Here is a 19,011-nt window from a genome sequence, read left to right on the forward strand (position 1 = left end):
TGTATTGCTCGTCTCAATTTTGTATTTATCTTTGTTAAGCGTCTTACAAAAACCTCATGACTCCACTGTCTGCTGACGATCTGATTTATGGCTACGTAAATGGTATTTTTCCAATGGCCGACTCGGATGGAACTCTTTACTGGTACTCTCCCGATCCCCGGGCCATTATTCCCATCCACACGTATAAACCTCCCAAATCGCTCAGACCTGTTCTTAATAAACAATTATTTGAAATTCGGATAAACCATAATTTCCGCAGAGTGATGGAAGCTTGCTCCAAACCTCGCCCGGATTCGGAAGAGACCTGGATTTCGAATGAAATCATTGAAGCCTATACCAGTTTGCATCAGATAGGATTTGCGCACAGCATTGAAGCGTATCTTAATAACGAATTGGTAGGAGGGCTATATGGCGTGGCTATCGGGGCTGCCTTTTTTGGTGAATCGATGTTTTATACGGCGCCTAATGCATCTAAGGTCGCATTTAATTATCTGATGGAGCTACTGATTAAACAAGGTTTTGAATTGCTCGACACCCAGTTTATCAACGACAACGTAAAGCGCTTCGGAGCCATTGAAATCAGTAAGGTAGAGTACATGCGAATGCTGAAAAAAGCAACTGATAGCAAAATAAGATTTGCAGAATCAGATGCAGAGCATTTTTTCAATGTATCGACCGATGATATTACTTCTTAAAATTAGTAATTCCTTCGTCTAGAAACTTAATGAAATCGGCTGTAGAGCTATAACCGATGGGTTGTTTAACAATCAACTTACCATTTGTATCTTCAATAACATAATAAGGCTGCGCATTATTGTTATACTTGGTAATCTCAAAATCAATGTTTTTGTCGCCAATTGTTTCTTTTAGTTCTTCGTCATACTTAGAAACATATTGTTTTTCTTTCGGCAGAGCCTTTTTATCATCTACATATAACGAAGCAATCACAAATTCGTTCTTTAGTCTTTCAAGAACTTCCGGTTTTGGCCACACGTTTTCCTCCATCTTGCGGCAATTGGCACAGGCATATCCTGTAAAATCAATAAACAACGGCTTGTTTACTTCTTTGGCGTAAGCAAGAGCATCGTCATAATCGTAGAAACCCTGTAAGTCATGCGGTAGTGCGCGAAGCTTCGAGCCATCAATAGGAGCATTGCTTAATGTTTTAGGTGGCAGCAGCCCTGACAACAGACTAAGCTCTTTTCCTTTTACAACACCGGGCACCATATAGGCTGCAAACGCAAAAAACAACACTGCAAAAGCAACGCGCTGAAAACTATATTTAGTAACCTTACTATCTTTAGGTAAACGGATAACTCCCAATATATATAACCCTATTGCTGCGAAAATAACAATCCAGATTATAAGGAAAATATTACGCGAAATCAGATTGAAATGATAAGTTAAGTCAATGTTCGAAAGGAATTTCAAAGCCAGAGCAAATTCAAGAATACCAAAAACGGCTTTCATTTCGTTCATCCACCCACCAGATTTTGGCAGGCTTTTCAGCCATTGCGGGAACATAGCCAGAGAAGTAAATACTACACCAAAAGGTAGTCCGAAGGCCAGCATACCCCACAAAGGTCGCCACACTTCACCTTTTGCTGCCAGAATCAACAAGGAACCAACAAATGGAGCCGTACAAGAAAAAGAGACCACCACCAACGTTAAGGCCATAAAGAAGATACCTAGCAAACCACCTTTTTCTGACATTCTGTCGATGTTATTTACCATTCCGTGAGGCAATACAATCTCGAAAGCGCCTAAAAGGGATATTCCGAAAATAACAAAAATGACAAAGAAGATAAGATTGGGCAGCCAGTGAGTACTAATGAAATTAAGAAATGGTGCGCCAAAAAGCGTGGCAACAAGGCCTATAATGGCAAAGACAAACATAATGGATAATCCATAGAATGTGGCTTTACCGGTACCCTGCGACTGCTTGGTAAAAAAGCTTACGGTCATAGGCATTATTGGATAAATACAAGGCATGAAGATAGAGGCAAAGCCAGCCAGAAAGGCGGTCAGTAGAAATCCAATCAATGTATTACTTTCTTGCATAGGGTTTTTGTTGTTGGTACTTATTTCTAAGGTAAACAAAAAACTGCCCGGAAATATTTCAGAACGAGCAGTTTTTAACAAACTTTTATGAATTACGCTTCTGTTTCAGTGATATTTATTTTCTGAATTTTATCTCCCTGACGAATCGTGTCAATTATTTCAAGACCCTCAACAACCTTTCCGAAGCAGGTATGGTTGCGGTCGAGGTGTTGCGTATTGAAGCGATTATGGCAAATAAAGAATTGAGAACCGCCTGTGTTACGACCTCTGTGTGCCATTGAAAGAACACCTTTGTCGTGATACTGGTTGTTGCCGGTTAATTCACATTGAATCGTATATCCCGGGCCACCCGCACCTGTTCCGGTTGGGTCACCACCCTGAATCATGAAATCCGGAATAACACGGTGGAACTTCAATCCATCGTAGAATCCTTTCTTTGCAAGCGTTACAAAATTATTAACTGCAATAGGTGCATCCTCTTCGTAAAATTCGATAAGCATTGTGCCCTTATCGGTAATCATTTCTGCCTTTAACATAATAGTTGCCGTTACGACGACCCGTTTAAAAATTAGTAATTATAAAAATAAATTTTTTTAACCTCCAATGGTAGTCATTGATTCAGAAACCAGGCTTTTCCGGTTCCTTTCGGCTTCAAAACCATCTGAAGCCCGTTGCTGCAGCGCCTCACTAATCAATAACTTAATTTGTTCATCAGAAAGTTTCTGACGCATCATATCCCGCACATTAAAAACGCCGTCATCATATAAGCAGGTTTTAAAAACACCGGTGGGGGTTACCCTGATCCGGTTGCAGGTGCCACAAAAAGTACGACTGAAAGCAGCAATAACGCCAATACTCCCTTTAAAGTTCGGAATCCGGTAATTGTAAGAAGTTGAGTTGGCCTCGTCAGCTACCCGGTACATCTCCGGATAAACCGACCGGATTAAGTTTATAATCTTCTCATAACTCCAGAAATTCTGAATTTGTTCGGGTCGTAGCCCGGCCCCATTAAACGGCATTTCTTCTATAAACCGAACCGATATATTCTTGTCCCGGGCCAGTGCAACCATCGAAAGAATGTCTTCATCATTTTTCCCCGACATCACCACCGTATTGATTTTTACCGGAATCTCATGTTCCAGAAGGGTCTCCAACGTCTGCCAAACTTTCGGGAATTCGTCACGGCGCGTAATTTCAAAAAAACGTTGGCGGTCGAGTGAGTCCAGGCTCAGATTAACAGAATTAACTCCCAGTTGTTTTAGCTCAGGTACAAGCGGGGCGGTTAACACACCATTGGTTGTGATATTGATTTTATTAATACCTTCAATCTCTGACAGCTTCCATAGAAATGGCATCAGGTCTCGTCTCAGGAATGGCTCACCACCGGTAATGCGTACTTTGCTGATGCCCATTGAAGCCAGTATTGTTACCAGACGAAGCATCTCCTCATAGCTTAATAAATGCGGCTTGGGCAGGTATTGTATGCCCTCTTCGGGCATGCAATAAAAGCAGCGCAGATTACAGCGATCCGTAACTGCCAATCTCAGATAGTTGATGGGCCTGCCGTGATTATCTATGAGCATATTGGACTAATAATTGAGCCATTTAGTGAATGAGTGATTGAAAAAAATCATTGAATCGCCCAATCACTCAATACTATAACAAATCATTCAGTAAAAGTACTCACATTCCTATAAAAACAAAAGAGGCCTGGTCTCCCAAGCCTCTTTTAATCATATCTAAAAAATCAGGCTACTGCTTCCGCAAGTACCAGAATTTTGTTTTTCACTACTTCTACCACGCCACCATCTACTACAAATGTTTGTTTTTTACCATTTGCTTCGATTACCAAATCACCTTTGGCAAGTGTACTGACAATAGGAGCGTGGTCTTTCAATACCTGAAAACGACCTTCGCTACCAGGAAAAGAAACAGAGGTTACTTCGCCAGTATATACTTTTTTATCGGGGGTAATTATTTCTAAGTTCATTGTTCTTATTTATTCGCTTCTGCAATCAATTTTTCACCTTTCACAACAGCATCTTCGATCGTTCCAACCAGGTTAAAAGCTGATTCTGGAAGATTGTCGTGGAGCCCGTCCATGATTTCGTTAAAGCCTTTGATAGTATCGTTGATATCAACCAATACACCTTTTAGTCCTGTAAACTGCTCAGCCACGAAGAAAGGTTGTGACAAGAAACGTTGTACACGACGTGCACGAGACACGGTTAGTCTATCTTCTTCTGACAACTCTTCCAGACCAAGGATGGCGATGATATCCTGTAACTCTTTGTAACGTTGTAAGATATTTTTTACACGTTGTGCAGTGTTATAGTGTGCCTCTCCTAACACGGCAGCAGAAAGAATACGTGACGAAGAATCAAGAGGGTCAACCGCAGGGTAGATACCAAGCTCAGAGATTTTACGGCTCAATACCGTGGTAGCATCCAAGTGGGTAAATGTTGTGGCAGGAGCCGGGTCAGTCAAGTCATCGGCAGGTACGTAAACCGCTTGTACTGAGGTAATTGAACCACGTTTAGTAGAAGCAATACGCTCTTGCATGTTACCCATTTCAGTCGCTAGTGTTGGTTGGTAACCTACCGCAGATGGCATACGTCCTAATAGGGCAGATACCTCTGAACCAGCTTGTGTAAAGCGGAAGATATTATCGATAAAGAAAAGAATATCACGACCTTTGCCTTCGCCGTCACCATCGCGGAAGTGCTCCGCAACTGTAAGACCTGACAAAGCAACACGTGCACGTGCTCCCGGAGGCTCATTCATCTGGCCGAAGATAAACGTTGCTTGTGAATCTTTCAAAGCTTCTTTATCTACTACGCTCAAATCCCAGCCACCTTCTTCCATTGAGTGTTTGAAAGCGTCACCGTATTTAACGATACCAGACTCAATCATTTCACGAAGTAAGTCATTTCCTTCACGTGTACGCTCGCCAACACCTGCAAATACAGAAAGACCTGCATACGCTTTGGCAATATTGTTAATCAACTCCTGAATCAATACGGTTTTACCTACACCAGCACCACCAAACAAACCGATTTTACCACCTTTTACGTAAGGAGCAAGAAGGTCAATAACCTTGATACCTGTAAAAAGAACCTCAGTTGCAGTTGCTAATTCTTCAAACTTAGGCGCAGCACGGTGGATTGACATACCCGGAGTAGTAACTTGTTCCAAACCGTCAATAGCCTCACCTACCACATTGAACAAACGACCTTTGATGGCGTCGCCTGTCGGCATAGTAATCGGTGACTCTAAATGCACAACATTCATTCCACGTTGTAAACCTTCAGTACCTTCCATTGCAATGGTACGTACACGGTCTTCGCCAAGATGTTGTTGTACTTCCAGGATCACTTTTTGACCATTTGCCTTCGTTACTGACAAGGCGTCAAGAATAGGGGGGATAAACGAATCTTTTCCCTCAAAACTCACGTCAACCACGGGTCCGATAATCTGTGAGATTTTACCAATATTAGCCATTTATGGAGTATTTTAAAATTTAGATAGATTGAAAGCAAGATGAGAGTTAAAAACGGCAACATCTCGTTTTGGGACGCAAAATTAATAACTCTACTTTGCAAAAGCAAAATCTTGACAAGGATTTTGTATTTTTTTTAGATAACATACCCATTTCCGAACTGTATTCTAAAAAAATCAAAAGAAGGTTCGTAGTAAAAATCCGTGAGTTTGTCTTATTAAACAGCCTGAGAATCGGCCTTATAAGCCTGATATTACCCCTTGGCGCATGGAATTAAAGCCGTATTAAAATATAACGTAAAAAAGTTACAGGCGGCTATTGCTTCCATTTCTCTTCAATGTCTTCAAGACTCATACCTTTGGTTTCAAAAACAACAAAGCGGGCAAAAAGCAGACCGAATAATACTACAACGGTATAAATACCAAATATACCACCATTGGTACCGAGAGAGGTAGCGGCCATAATCGGGAAGGTATAGGCTACACAAAAATCGAAAACCCAGTGATTGAAACTACCCATGCTTGAGGCAAAGCCTCGTATTTTTAAAGGGTAAATCTCCGAAATCAAAAGCCATCCCAGGGGGCCAAGGCTGATGGCAAAGAAAATAATATAGGTATAAACACCGCCAACCAGCATGAATTGCTGCAGACCGGCATCGAGCGAATCTTTCAAATAAAAAGCCAGCCCTACACTTGATAAACAAATGGCCGTACCTATCAGGCCGGTATAGAGTAAGGGTTTGCGGCCCCATTTATCCAGAAACAAAACAGCAAAGACAGTCGCTATTGAATTGGTAATACCTACACCCACTGTCGCCAGTGCGGCGGTGTTTCCTTCCGGAAATACATTTTTGAAAATATCGGTCGAGAAGTAGATGATGGCATTAATGCCTGAAAACTGTTGAATGAAGAAAATACCTACTGCAATAAACAAGGGAATACGTAAACGCTTGCTGAAAAGCATTTTCCAGTCTGCTTTATTGTGTTTTTCGTTCTCTACTATTCTTTTGGTTTGTGTCAATTCATGCTCAGCCTGTGCAGGTTCCCTCAAACGGTTCAATACAGTCAACGCCTCGGCATCGCGACCTTTGCTTATCAGCCAGCGAGGGCTTTCGGGTACAAAGAGCATACCCAGAAACAGAATAGCAGCCGGGACAAACCCTGCCCAGAACATATTACGCCAGCCGTCAGCTTGTTCGGCAAAGAAAAACCCTACAACATAAGATAATAATATACCGATGGTAATAGCCAGCTGGAAGAATGTAACCAATTGCCCCCTCATATGAGTCGGGGCAATTTCTGCCAGATACAGTGGCACTGTTGAGGCCACAATACCAATGGCTAGCCCCAGAAACAAACGGCCGATAATCAGAAACGAAATACTCGGAGCAACGGCTGTGATAACAGAGCCGATCACAAAAATCAATGAAGCCACAATGTTTATCTTTTTCCGGCCAAGCACATCAGTCAACGGCCCGCTGATGAAAGGCCCCAGCATGCCTCCAGCCAGAACAGCGCCCACAATCCAGCCTTCGGTTTCTGGGCTTGGGTTAAAGCGTTCGCGCAGAGAGGGGAGAGCCACATTGATGACACCAGTATCAAAACCAAACAATAACCCACCGGTAGCGGCTACTGCGGCAATAAAATAAAGTAGAAGATTTTTGTTCATAAATACATAGGTTAAATAGATTGGGTTATACAAATAAACTGAATTTTCAGGAAATATTATGTAATTTCGTAAAATGGATTGGTATAGAGACGCTCAGTCTCTGTTGTTTGTTATCGAAGTCAGTAGCATGTTTTTAGAGAAAATCTATCTATCTAATTTTAAAAATTACGAAGAAACCACGTTTACTTTCTCACCGCAGGTAAATTGTATTGTGGGTGAGAATGGAAGTGGGAAAACAAATCTGCTTGACGCCATCTATTTTCTTGCCCTAAGCAAAAGTGCTATTCATCATCAGGATGTACTCAGTATTAATCATGAGGCCGATTATATGCTGATTGACGGTATTTTCAAAAAAAATAGTCACAGCCATCAGATTACCTGCTCTATTCAGCGGGGACAGCGCAAAGTGATTATGTATGAAAAGAAACCCTACGAACGTATAGCCGACCATATAGGGCAGTTTCCTGTAGTGCTGATTGCACCTGACGACACCGAACTGATTAAAGAAGGAAGCGAAGAAAGAAGACGTTTTTTTGACGGGGTGCTTTCGCAGATGGATAATGAGTACCTCACCAATTATCAGCAATATAATCGTATTCTTGAGCAAAGAAATAGCCTTTTGAAAATATTCGCCGAGCGCAACTTTATTGACCACGACTTATTGGATACCTATTCTGATCCTATGGTCAAACTGGCGTTGTATATCTATAAACAAAGGAAAGAATTTATGGATACTTTCCTGCCGGTTTTCAAAAAACATTATGCCTTGATAAGCGAGGGCAGGGAGGAGGTAGAAATTGTGTATGAGTCAGAAGTAGCCGGTGATGATTTTCAGCAGGAATTCCGCCAGAATCGCCAGACAGACATTAGGGCACAACGTACCACCAAAGGCATCCATAAAGACGATTATGTTTTTGAGATTGATGCTTATCCTATCAAGAAGTTCGGTTCACAGGGGCAGCAGAAATCGTTTGTAATGGCGTTGCGATTAGCTCAGTTTGAAATGATTGAAGCGCTGAAAGAGGTAAAACCCATTTTGCTGCTGGACGATATTTTTGATAAGCTCGACGACCGGCGGATCCACAGCCTGATTGATAACATTAATAACCATATTTTCGGGCAGGTTTTTATCACTGATGCCCGGCCTGAGCGCACGCAGAAAATTCTGGAGCAGGTTGATGCCGAAGTGAAATATTTCACAATTGCTAACCTTAAAACGATAGCATCATAACGCGAAATATTTCGCGTTCTCCGTTTTCATTACACCTTTTCTCTGCAATTTTTCATATTTACCTTTAGAAATACGAAAAATCGGTGTAATTTTGCACCCGCATTGCGTTAATGCAGTGTCTTTTTTGCCCCTTTCTGAAGCAAATGGTTCTTTCGGAGGGGTTCATCTAAAAAATTTTGAACCAATGTCACAAAAAATCAGAATCAAATTAAAGTCATTTGACCACAACCTGGTGGACAAATCGGCAGAGAGAATTGTGAAGGCTGTAAAATCTACAGGAGCAGTTGTTAGCGGGCCAATCCCGTTGCCTACTCGCAAAGAAATCTTCACTGTATTGCGTTCTCCGCACGTTAACAAAAAATCACGTGAGCAATTCCAGTTATGTACTTACAAACGTCTGATCGACATTTATTCGGCTAGCCCGAAAACTGTTGACGCGTTGATGAAGTTGGAATTACCAAGTGGTGTTGACGTAGAGATTAAAGTGTAGTTATCTCTTAATTGATGCGATAGGCCTCTGAGACAACTCAGAGGCTTTTTTTGTTTTTTTACTTTACAAAGTATCCTGTACTCAGATGATAATTTCCCCTGATTAGCTATATAAATGAACAGAATATCTCAATATTTTTCGTCGATAATGATTTAATTCCTAAATTTGCTTCATACTAAGCAAAATAACGTTTAATTATTAAAAGAATCAGAGATGGCAGCTACGAAAGAAAAAGCACCAAAAGTAAAATATTCTAAAGAAACATATATGTATTGGTACGAGTCTATGTTTCTTCAAAGAAAATTTGAAGAAAAGGCCGGACAGTTATACGGACAGCAAAAGATTCGTGGATTTTGTCACTTATATATCGGGCAGGAGGCCTGTTCTTCAGGAGCGGTTTCAGCTTTAACCAAAGACGACAAGTGGATTACAGCCTATAGAGACCACGGCCATCCTTTAGCATTGGGTACCGACCCTAACAGAATTATGGCTGAGTTGTACGGAAAAGAAACCGGCACAACCAAAGGTAAAGGGGGATCGATGCACATTTTTGATAAAGAAGTAAACTTTATAGGTGGCCACGGAATTGTAGGTGCGCAGATTCCGATGGGTGCAGGTATTGCGTTTGCCGAAAAATATAAAGGCACACAAAACCTGTGTATGTGTTATTTTGGTGACGGCGCCGTTCGTCAGGGAGCTTTGCACGAGGCTTTTAACATGGCTATGACCTGGAAACTACCGGTAATATTTATAGTTGAAAACAACGGCTATGCTATGGGTACATCTGTGGAGCGTACCTCTAATGTAAGAGAGCTTTACACCATTGGTGAGGCCTATGACATGCCTGCCGAACCGGTTGACGCTATGGATGTAGAGATGGTACACGAGGCCGTAAAACGTGCCGCCGACCGTGCCAGAGCAGGCGAAGGCCCAACTTTCCTTGAGTTTAAAACATACCGTTTCCGCGGTCACTCAATGTCGGATCCGCAGAAATATCGTTCAAAAGACGAAGTGGAAGAATGGAAACGCCGTGATCCGGTAGAACTTTGCCGCGACCGTATTTTAACTAACGGCATTGCTACCGAAGCAGAATTGGAAGAAATCGATATCCGTGTGAAAGCGAAAGTAGAAGAATCTGTAAAATTTGCAGAAGAATCTCAATACCCTAAAGCTGAAACTGCATTTGATGATATCTATGTACAATCAGATTATCCTTTCCTGAGAGAGTAGTTAATGATTGGACTCATTACATGAACCTTCATCGAATTTATTCGCTGATGGTTTTCATAAAATATTGAATAAAGCCGACCTTGACTGGTCGGCTTTATTGCTTTTGTATGCTACAAATCCCCCTTCTGCGGGCGCATCACAATTTCTTCAATCACGGCTCCGTCAGATAAGCTATAGGCTGTCCAGATGGTTTTGGCTACATCTTCTGTTTGCATAAACCTTTCAGCCGGAATGTCCACGCCCGCCCAGCTATCGGTCAATACAGCTCCCGGCATGATAGACGTCACTTTAATATTATAAGGTTTCATCTCTTCCCGAAGGCACTTACTGAAACCGAGCAAGGCAAATTTTGAAATACTGTATGACCCTCCGTTAGGGTAAGCCACCAAACTGGCTACAGAACACATATTAAATATATAGCCGCTTTTTTGTGCAATCATATTCGTTATAAGTCCTCGGGTAAGATGATAGGCGCTATACAGATTTGTTTCAATCAGGCTTTCCAGTACACCGTCTTCTTCTTCATGAATATTTCCCGGAATAAAATTGCCGGTATTATTAACCAATACATCTACGGGTCTGTTAAGCGATTGAACGAAACGCACCAATCCCAACACCTCTTGTTTTACGGCCAGATCGGCCACGTGGGTAAAACAGTTAACCTTATATTGGGTTGTTATGTGGTTCTGTAATTCATTTAAATCATTCTCTTTTCTGGCTGAGACAACGACATCAAAGCCGTTTTTTGCAAAGATTTCGACAATGGCCCGACCGATTCCTCTGGTACCGCCTGAAACTACTATCAATTTTCTACTCATGATATGCTCTGTTAAAGTGTTTTGTGGTATGGCTTTGGTTTTTGAATATAAACCTTATGAAGTAAAATTCGTTATTAACTATTCGTTATCTTTGCAAAGATCGTTAAAAACTTATTTTAAAAGTATGTTATCAATAGTAGGAGAATATTTAATATTTCTGGGTAAACTATTTAGCCGACGTGAAACATTCAGAGTTTATTGGAATAGGTTTATGGACGAGTGCCTGGGTATTGGTGTCAGTTCAATTCTGATTGTTTCCATTGTAGCCATATTCATCGGAGCCGTTACCTGCGTGCAGACCAGAGCCAATCTGGTGAGCCCATTAATACCGGTATATGTTGTAAGTAATATCGTGAGAGACATGACCCTGCTTGAGCTCTCATCTACTTTTATGTGCGTAGTATTGGCAGGAAAAATAGGGTCGAACATTGCCGGGGAACTGGGAACCATGAAAATCACCGAGCAGATAGATGCGCTGGAGGTAATGGGTATCAACTCGGCGTCGTATTTGGTGCTGCCCAAATTATTGGCTTCCATGTTTACGTTTCCATTATTAGCTATTCTTTCCGGATTTCTTGGAATTCTGGGAGGATACCTTGCCGGAACACTAACGGGAATCATTACCCCTGAAGATTACATATATGGTATCAGATACTCCTTTGTTCCATTCAACGTTTTCATTGCCATTATAAAGGCCTTTGTGTTTGGATTTCTGATTTCTACTATTTCCGCCTTTAAAGGATATTATACCAGGGGTGGCGCATTAGAAGTAGGGCAGGCCAGTACGTCAGCCGTAACCAATAGTTGTATAGCTGTTTTAATTGCCGACTATCTGTTGGCTGAATTATTGACCTGAGGAGTATATGAGACCATATAGTCCTAATTTTTATTACTCTTTACAGCATTCTTTTCAGGATTGAGATTATATGATAGAAGTAAAAAACATTTCAAAGTCTTTCAACGACCGCAAGGTTTTAGATAATGTAAGTGGTGTTTTTAAAAAAGGACAGATAAGTCTGGTTATTGGGGCAAGTGGCACCGGAAAAAGCGTACTTCTGAAATGTATGCTCGACCTGGTGCGGCCGGAAGGTGGCTTGACGCTTTATGATGGCCGTGATTTTTATCTGGGAGAAGAGGAAGACAAGAAAGATATCCGCCGCGAAATGGGGGTACTTTTTCAGGGGGGGGCTCTATTCGATTCACAAACCGTGCATCAGAATATACAGTTCCCTTTAGACATGCTCACCGAAATGCCGGAAAAAGAGAAAAAAGATCGGGTAGAGTTTTGTTTGCAAAGAGTAGGGTTGGAGGGAACAGGAAACCGCATGCCGTCGGAAATATCAGGCGGGATGAAAAAAAGGGTAGGCATAGCCCGGGCAATTGTGATGAACCCGAAATATCTGTTTTGCGATGAACCCAACTCCGGCCTTGATCCGCTTACATCTATTAAGATTGATGAGTTGATTCAGGAGATAACCGAAGAGTATGGAACTACCACTGTAGTTATTACGCACGATATGAACTCGGTTCTCTCGATTGGCGACTACATTATGTTTCTATACAAAGGGAAAAAAATATGGGAGGGCAGCAGCCAGACCATTCTTGATGTTACCACTCCGGAGCTGGAAGAATTCGTTTTTTCCAATAAAGCCTTGCAGAAAATGAGAGGTGATAAAAAGAAATAGGCAATGCTCAGGGTTCCGTCTTCCATCAGCGCCAATGAGTTTGAATTACTCAAGATTCAGGAAATGACATTCGTGGCATATAGAAACAATGTCTATCCATCGCGCAATGAGATTTTCTTTGAAGAGCACGCCATTGTTTATGTGTTGGATGGCGAAAAGAAGTTTATTTCTCCTACACAGGACATTCACGTGCAAAAGGGGCAGATTCTTTTCTTCCAGCGTGGGTGCTATTCCATGAACGAATCGATTGATAGCAACTACCGCAGCCTTGTTTTTTTCTTTCCTGAAAACCTGCTGAAAGAATTTGTGGGACAAAACCTTTCACTGTTCGAAGACTCTCCGGACGGTACGATTGAACAAATACTCAGCCTTGAAAGCAACGAGAACTTTGATAAGTTTGTCGATTCGCTCATTCCCTTTTTCAGTGCCAGAACCAACCTACTCAATCAGTTTCTGAGACTGAAATTCAACGAGTTAATGCTGCATCTGCTTGAGCTTGACCGCACAGGACAATTCCAGAAAACGCTCTTCAAAATTTATCAGGGTCAGAAAATAGACCTGGCCTATCTGCTCGAAAACTACTATCTTAAACCACTGTCTATCAGCGAGCTGGCTCGAATATCAGGTAGAAGTCTGTCGGTTTTTAAGCGAGATTTCGAATTACAATTCCATACCTCACCCGCCGCATGGATTAAAAACAGACGGCTGGAATACGCCTCTTTTCTTCTGCAAAATACACCTAAAAACGTCTCCGAAATCAGCCTTGAGATTGGTTACGAGAGCGTTTCTCATTTCATCAAAGCCTTCAAAGAAAAATACGGTTTTACGCCCAAGAAAAACCAATGAACCAAAAACATTATTTTTTGGTCGTATTACGTTAATCCTTATTGATTTATTATACTCAATTTTGTATTGTTAAATTCTGGCGAATCCAACGATTGGTAAATATCAGATTACCAACAATAAGATTTCGCCGGTATTAATGTAAGGACGGGATTTATAAAATAGACAGGTTAATAAATTACCTCTCCGATAATCACGAAATAAAAACGCTTAAATATAAAATGTCAACACCAAAATCATTATTCGACAAAGTATGGGATGCGCACGTCGTTCGTAAAATTGAAGACGGCCCCGATGTATTCTTTATCGACCGTCACTTTATTCATGAAGTAACAAGCCCTGTGGCTTTCTTAGGTCTGGAAACCAGAGGAATTGATGTACTGTTCCCGAATCGTACCTTTGCTACCGCCGACCATAATACACCTACCATTAATCAGCATCTGCCGGTTTCAGATCCGCTTTCAGCCAATCAGTTAAAAGCGCTGGAGACCAACACAGCCAAATACGGTATTTCTCATTGGGGCCTTGGGCATCAGAAAAACGGTATTGTACACGTAGTAGGACCAGAGAACGGTATTACCTTACCGGGCATGACTATTGTTTGTGGCGACTCTCATACGTCTACCCACGGAGCATTCGGTGCTATTGCATTTGGTATTGGTACTTCCGAGGTTGAAATGGTGCTTTCTTCGCAATGTATCATGCAGCCGAAACCTAAAAAGATGCGTGTTACCATCAATGGCAAATTAGGGCCGGCAGTTATGCCAAAAGACGTAACGCTTTATATTATTGCTCAATTAACGGCAGCAGGGGCAACGGGTTATTTTGTAGAATATGCCGGTGAGGTTTTCAGAAACATGAGTATGGAAGGCCGTATGACGGTTTGTAATATGTCAATCGAGATGGGTGCCAGAGGAGGTATCATAGCGCCTGACGAAACTACATTCAATTATCTGAAAGGCAGAGAGTTGGCGCCTAAAGGCGAAGCATGGGATAAAGCGGTGGCATACTGGCAAACCCTACCGACCGATGAAGGCACCGTTTTCGATTTAGAGTATACTTTTGATGCCGCAGATATTGAACCACAAATCACCTATGGTACAAACCCTGGTTTAGGTACAGGTATCTCACAAAATATTCCAATGGCCAGTCAGGTAAAAGACGGCGAAGCCAGCTATAAAAAATCGTTAGGTTATATGGGCTTTGCAGAAAACGAGCAGATCATAGGGAAGTCTATCGATTATGTTTTCTTAGGCAGCTGTACCAATGGTCGTATTGAAGACTTCCGCGCTTTTGCATCGATTGTGAAAGGTCGCAAAAAAGCAGACAATGTAACGGCATGGTTAGTACCGGGCTCACATATCGTTGAGTCTCAAATTAAAGAGGAAGGCATTCTGGATGTATTACAGGAAGCCGGATTCGAACTGCGTCAACCGGGTTGCTCGGCTTGTCTGGCTATGAACGACGACAAGGTTCCGGCAGGTAAATATGCGGTGTCTACTTCAAACCGTAACTTCGAGGGTCGTCAGGGGCCAGGTGCACGTACCTTGCTGGCAAGTCCTTTGGTAGCAGCAGCAGCAGCTGTAACCGGAAAGGTAACCGATCCAAGAGAATTAATCTAAACAAAAACACCGATTGTCAGGCAAGCCAACGACGCGTCTGACATTAAAATATTACGACAAATGGCTTACGATAAATTTACAGTATTGAAAAGTACGGCAGTGCCCATGCCTATCGAAAACGTGGATACTGACCAGATCATACCTGCCCGTTTCTTAAAAGCGACTAAACGTGAAGGCTTTGGCGACAACCTGTTCAGAGACTGGCGCTATAATTCAGACGATACTCCCAAACCGGATTTCGTGTTGAACAACCCAATATATTCTGGCAAGATTCTGGTAGGTGGCCGCAACTTTGGAAGTGGCTCAAGCCGTGAACACGCTGCCTGGGCTATTTATGACTACGGCTTCCGTTGTGTGGTGTCAAGCTTCTTTGCTGATATCTTCAAGGGTAATTCCATCAATGTGGGCATTCTGCCTGTACAGGTAAGTCCTGAGTTTCTGGATAAAATATTTCTGGCCATAGAAGCAGACCCTAAAGCAGAACTGGAAGTAAGCTTGCCTGAGCAAACCATCACGATTGTATCTACCGGCGAAAAAGAAAACTTTGCCATTAACGGATATAAGAAAGATAACCTGATAAACGGCTATGACGACCTCGATTATCTGCAAGCCATGAAAGACGAAATAAAAACATTTGCTGAAAAAAGTCTCTACTAATCAGCTACCGGCACAGGAGACAACAAAACCACTGCTTTAAGCAACAGCAAAATGAAATATATAGAAATAATGGATACCACACTCCGCGATGGTGAACAAACCAGCGGAGTGTCTTTTTCTTCTACCGAAAAACTTACCATTGCCCAACTATTATTAAAAGAAGTAAAAGTAGACCGCCTGGAGGTCGCTTCTGCCAGAGTGTCGGATGGGGAGTTTGAGGCCGTAAAGAAAATTACATCCTGGGCAGCAGGAAACGGACTGCTCGACAAAATAGAGGTCTTAACCTTTGTAGACGGAGGGACGTCAGTTAACTGGATGCTGGAAGCCGGAGCTAAAGTAATGAACCTGCTCACCAAAGGCTCATTGAATCATCTTACGCATCAGCTAAAGAAAACACCGGAACAGCATTTTGATGAGATAGCCCAGGTGATTGCTTTGGCAAAATCGAAAGATATTAAATGTAATGTGTATCTGGAAGACTGGAGCAACGGCATGAGAAATTCCCGTGACTATGTATTTCAGTACCTTGATTTTCTCACAAAGCAACCCATAGAAAGAGTATTGTTGCCCGATACATTGGGAGTGCTTACTCCTAAAGAATCATACGAATTTGTACATGCCATAGTTCAGAGGTATCCCAATCATCATTTTGATTTTCATGCGCACAATGACTACGATCTTAGTGTAGCCAATGTAATGGAAGCCGTGCGGGCGGGTGCCAGGGGATTACACCTGACTGTGAACGGTATGGGTGAGCGTGCGGGGAATGCGCCTTTGGCAAGTACCATTGCAGTTTTGAATGATTTTTTCCCTGACGTAGAAACATCGGTTGTTGAAGAGTCTTTGTATTCTGTAAGCAGAATTGTAGAAACGTTTTCCGGTTTCCGGGTGCCGGTTAATAAACCAGTGGTTGGAGAGAATGTATTTACCCAAACAGCGGGTATTCATGCCGATGGCGACAATAAAAACAACCTGTATTTCAATGACCTGATGCCTGAGCGGTTCGGTCGCAAACGCAAATATGCGCTAGGTAAAACCTCGGGCAAGGCGAATATTGAGAAAAATCTGCAGGAGCTCGGTATTATACTCCCTCCTGACGACCTAAAAAAGGTTACACAACGTATTATTGAACTGGGCGATAAAAAGGAGGTTGTGACCAGAGAAGACCTGCCTTATATTATCTCTGACGTAATAGATACCAACGCTATTGAAGAGAGAGTAGAGGTAATGAACTATGTATTGACTCATTCAAGAAATCTTCGCCCCTCGGCAACCTTACAGGTGAAAATTGATGGGGTTGTATTTGAGGAAAATGCACAGGGGGATGGCCAGTATGATGCATTTATGAATGCGCTGAAGAAGATTTATGACAAAAAGAAAATAATACTACCCATGCTGACGGACTATGCCGTGCGGATTCCGCCCGGAGGTAAAACGGATGCGCTTTGTGAAACAATCATTACCTGGGAGCACAACAATAAGGAATTTAAAACCCACGGCCTTGATTCTGACCAGACGGTTTCAGCCATTAAAGCCACCCAGAAAATGTTGAATTTGGTTCAGTTTTAATTTTTTTAACCACAGAGTTTCACGAAGTTATGGCACTAAGTTACACAGAGTTAAATGAATTATCTGGTAGGATATTAAAAGTTTCTTATGAGGTTCATTCAGCTTTGGGGCCAGGACTTTTAGAAAGTGCCTATAAAGAATGTTTGTTTTATAAATTGTTTTAGGCGAACATTTTTGCCGAAAAAGAAAAGCCGATGCCATTGGTTTTTGAAGAAGTAAAACTTGAATGTGGATACAGAATAGATATTTTAGTTGAAAATCAAATAGTACTAGAAATAAAATCCGTTGAGGCCATCAATGATATTCATCGGGCTCAAGTATTAACTTATATGAGATTAGGTAAATATAAATTAGGGTACTTAATGAATTTTAATGTGACAAGTTTAAAAGAAGGAATAAAAAGATTCGTAATATAAACTCCGTGAAACTCCGTGCAAAACTCTGAGTAACTCCGTGGTTAAACAAATAATCAGTCTAAATGAAAAAACATATCTTAGTTGTTCCCGGAGACGGAATCGGGCAGGAAGTAACAGCCGTCGGAAAAAAAGTAGTAGAGAAGATAGCTCAGAAATTCGGTCACGAGTTCACTTACGATGAGGCCCTCATTGGCCACGTAGCCATTGAAGCCACAGGAGACCCGCTGCCGGAAGAAACCCTGGTAAAAATGCGCGCCGCTGACGCCGTGCTTTTCGGAGCAGTAGGCCACCCTAAATATGACAATGATCCATCAGCTAAAGTTCGTCCGGAGCAAGGTCTTTTAAAAATGCGTAAAGAATTAGGTCTTTATGCCAACCTGCGTCCTATTAAATTGTTTGACGAACTATTGGGCGCATCAAGCATTAAACCTGAGATTCTGAAAGGTTCAGATATACTGTTTTTCCGGGAGTTGACGGGAGATATCTATTTCGGAGAAAAAGGCCGTAAAAACGATGGTGATACTGCCTATGACATTGCCGAATACAGCCGTTACGAAGTGGAACGCATAGCGCGTAAAGCCTTTGATGCTGCGATGACTCGTGGCAAAAAAGTGATGTCGGTTGATAAAGCCAATGTATTGGAAACCAGTCGTTTGTGGAGAGAAGTAGTGCAAAAAGTAGCGAAAGAATATCCGGAAGTAACGGTTGAGCATCAATTCGTAGATTCAGCAGCCATGTTGCTGATCAAGAATCCGAAACAATTTGATGTAGTAGTTACAGCAAACCTTTTTGGTGATATACTAACTGACGAAGCCTCACAGATTGCAGGCTCTATGGGTATGCTGGCTTCTGCTTCTATAGGTGACAGCACCGGTGTTTATGAGCCAATTCATGGTTCAGCACATGATATTACGGGTAAAGGTCTGGCAAATCCGATGGCTTCGGTTTTATCGGCAGCGTTGATGCTTGATATTTCATTTGGCTTGAAAGCCGAAAGTGAAGCTATTATTTCGGCAGTTGAACAGACATTGAAAGCGGGCTTCCGTACCGGTGATATTGCCGATGCATCTACGCCTAAAGAAATGATTCTGGGAACTGATGCAATAGGAGAGGAGATTTTAAAAAGAATATAACCTGCAGAGGTTTTATTAATAAGCGAGCCACAGAAGCCTTCTGTGGCTCGCTCTTTTTTTCTTTAGAATTATTAGCTAATTTTGATAAA

At 41.9% G+C, this 19,011-nt stretch carries 18 protein-coding genes and 1 pseudogene; 12 read left to right on the forward strand and 7 right to left on the reverse strand.

All coding sequences use genetic code 11. The features are described from left to right. Positions 1 to 56 precede the first annotated feature (56 nt). Positions 57 to 695, forward strand: coding sequence for a leucyl/phenylalanyl-tRNA--protein transferase (gene aat, locus AC1RRY_RS14775; RefSeq protein ID WP_492819458.1), 639 nt, complete (start codon positions 57 to 59; stop codon positions 693 to 695). On the opposite strand, the gene AC1RRY_RS14780 is transcribed toward aat, so the two are convergent. From AC1RRY_RS14780 to AC1RRY_RS14805, 6 genes are all read right to left on the reverse strand, one after another. Further along, positions 685 to 2,061, reverse strand: coding sequence for a protein-disulfide reductase DsbD family protein (locus tag AC1RRY_RS14780; RefSeq protein ID WP_492819456.1), 1,377 nt, complete (start codon positions 2,059 to 2,061; stop codon positions 685 to 687). The genes aat and AC1RRY_RS14780 overlap by 11 nt on opposite strands. Positions 2,062 to 2,153: 92 nt before the next feature. Next, positions 2,154 to 2,597 (reverse strand): peptidylprolyl isomerase, encoded by a 444-nt coding sequence (locus tag AC1RRY_RS14785; protein WP_492819454.1) that lies wholly within the window; start codon positions 2,595 to 2,597, stop codon positions 2,154 to 2,156. Between the two features lie 57 nt (positions 2,598 to 2,654). Next, positions 2,655 to 3,644 carry a GTP 3',8-cyclase MoaA gene (gene moaA / locus AC1RRY_RS14790; RefSeq protein ID WP_492819452.1) on the reverse strand — a complete coding sequence of 330 codons (990 nt, stop codon included), beginning with the start codon at positions 3,642 to 3,644 and terminating at the stop codon, positions 2,655 to 2,657. Between the two features lie 164 nt (positions 3,645 to 3,808). Then, positions 3,809 to 4,051, reverse strand: coding sequence for an ATP synthase F1 subunit epsilon (atpC, locus tag AC1RRY_RS14795; protein ID WP_492819450.1), 243 nt, complete (start codon positions 4,049 to 4,051; stop codon positions 3,809 to 3,811). A 5-nt stretch (positions 4,052 to 4,056) separates the two neighbouring features. Then, on the reverse strand, positions 4,057 to 5,562 hold the full coding sequence (gene atpD / locus AC1RRY_RS14800; RefSeq protein WP_492819448.1) for a F0F1 ATP synthase subunit beta: 1,506 nt from the start codon (positions 5,560 to 5,562) through the stop codon (positions 4,057 to 4,059). A gap of 313 nt (positions 5,563 to 5,875) precedes the next feature. After that, entirely contained in the window at positions 5,876 to 7,228 is a 1,353-nt protein-coding gene (locus AC1RRY_RS14805) for a sugar porter family MFS transporter (RefSeq protein WP_492819446.1), read from the reverse strand. Positions 7,229 to 7,355: 127 nt separating this feature from the next. Here AC1RRY_RS14805 and recF point away from each other — a divergent pair, with 127 nt between their 5' ends. From recF to pdhA, 3 genes are all read left to right on the forward strand, one after another. Continuing rightward, a complete protein-coding gene (gene recF / locus AC1RRY_RS14810; RefSeq protein WP_492821289.1) occupies positions 7,356 to 8,459 on the forward strand; it encodes a DNA replication/repair protein RecF in 1,104 nt (367 codons plus the stop codon). A 184-nt stretch (positions 8,460 to 8,643) separates the two neighbouring features. Continuing rightward, positions 8,644 to 8,949: a 30S ribosomal protein S10 gene (rpsJ, locus tag AC1RRY_RS14815; protein WP_101724935.1), complete on the forward strand. Its 306-nt coding sequence runs from the start codon at positions 8,644 to 8,646 to the stop codon at positions 8,947 to 8,949. Between the two features lie 213 nt (positions 8,950 to 9,162). Further along, positions 9,163 to 10,179, forward strand: coding sequence for a pyruvate dehydrogenase (acetyl-transferring) E1 component subunit alpha (gene pdhA, locus AC1RRY_RS14820; protein ID WP_492819444.1), 1,017 nt, complete (start codon positions 9,163 to 9,165; stop codon positions 10,177 to 10,179). A gap of 110 nt (positions 10,180 to 10,289) precedes the next feature. Here the strand turns inward: pdhA and AC1RRY_RS14825 are convergent, their stop codons facing one another. Beyond that, the gene (locus tag AC1RRY_RS14825) at positions 10,290 to 10,997 is read right to left on the reverse strand and encodes an SDR family oxidoreductase (protein ID WP_492819442.1); all 708 of its coding nucleotides are present in this window, start codon (positions 10,995 to 10,997) and stop codon (positions 10,290 to 10,292) included. A gap of 124 nt (positions 10,998 to 11,121) precedes the next feature. Between AC1RRY_RS14825 and AC1RRY_RS14830 the strand changes: the two genes are divergently transcribed. The 8 genes and pseudogenes from AC1RRY_RS14830 (at position 11,122) to leuB (ending at position 18,922) form a co-directional block, all read left to right on the forward strand. Further along, the gene (locus AC1RRY_RS14830) at positions 11,122 to 11,853 is read left to right on the forward strand and encodes an MlaE family ABC transporter permease (RefSeq protein ID WP_492819440.1); all 732 of its coding nucleotides are present in this window, start codon (positions 11,122 to 11,124) and stop codon (positions 11,851 to 11,853) included. Positions 11,854 to 11,923: 70 nt separating this feature from the next. Continuing rightward, a complete protein-coding gene (locus AC1RRY_RS14835; protein WP_492819438.1) occupies positions 11,924 to 12,682 on the forward strand; it encodes an ABC transporter ATP-binding protein in 759 nt (252 codons plus the stop codon). Positions 12,683 to 12,685: 3 nt separating this feature from the next. Then, positions 12,686 to 13,528, forward strand: coding sequence for a helix-turn-helix transcriptional regulator (locus tag AC1RRY_RS14840; protein WP_492819436.1), 843 nt, complete (start codon positions 12,686 to 12,688; stop codon positions 13,526 to 13,528). Positions 13,529 to 13,746: 218 nt separating this feature from the next. Next, a complete protein-coding gene (leuC, locus tag AC1RRY_RS14845) occupies positions 13,747 to 15,147 on the forward strand; it encodes a 3-isopropylmalate dehydratase large subunit (protein ID WP_492819434.1) in 1,401 nt (466 codons plus the stop codon). Positions 15,148 to 15,207: 60 nt separating this feature from the next. Beyond that, positions 15,208 to 15,804 carry a 3-isopropylmalate dehydratase small subunit gene (gene leuD / locus AC1RRY_RS14850; protein WP_492819432.1) on the forward strand — a complete coding sequence of 199 codons (597 nt, stop codon included), beginning with the start codon at positions 15,208 to 15,210 and terminating at the stop codon, positions 15,802 to 15,804. A gap of 51 nt (positions 15,805 to 15,855) precedes the next feature. Then, the gene (locus tag AC1RRY_RS14855) at positions 15,856 to 17,373 is read left to right on the forward strand and encodes a hydroxymethylglutaryl-CoA lyase-like TIM-barrel protein (RefSeq protein WP_492819430.1); all 1,518 of its coding nucleotides are present in this window, start codon (positions 15,856 to 15,858) and stop codon (positions 17,371 to 17,373) included. A gap of 29 nt (positions 17,374 to 17,402) precedes the next feature. Then, positions 17,403 to 17,789: pseudogene (locus AC1RRY_RS14860) on the forward strand (GxxExxY protein). A gap of 62 nt (positions 17,790 to 17,851) precedes the next feature. After that, on the forward strand, positions 17,852 to 18,922 hold the full coding sequence (gene leuB, locus AC1RRY_RS14865) for a 3-isopropylmalate dehydrogenase (protein WP_492819428.1): 1,071 nt from the start codon (positions 17,852 to 17,854) through the stop codon (positions 18,920 to 18,922). Positions 18,923 to 19,011: the final 89 nt, after the last annotated feature.

Source organism: Emticicia sp. GW821-FHT11C11 (genome assembly GCF_058808615.1).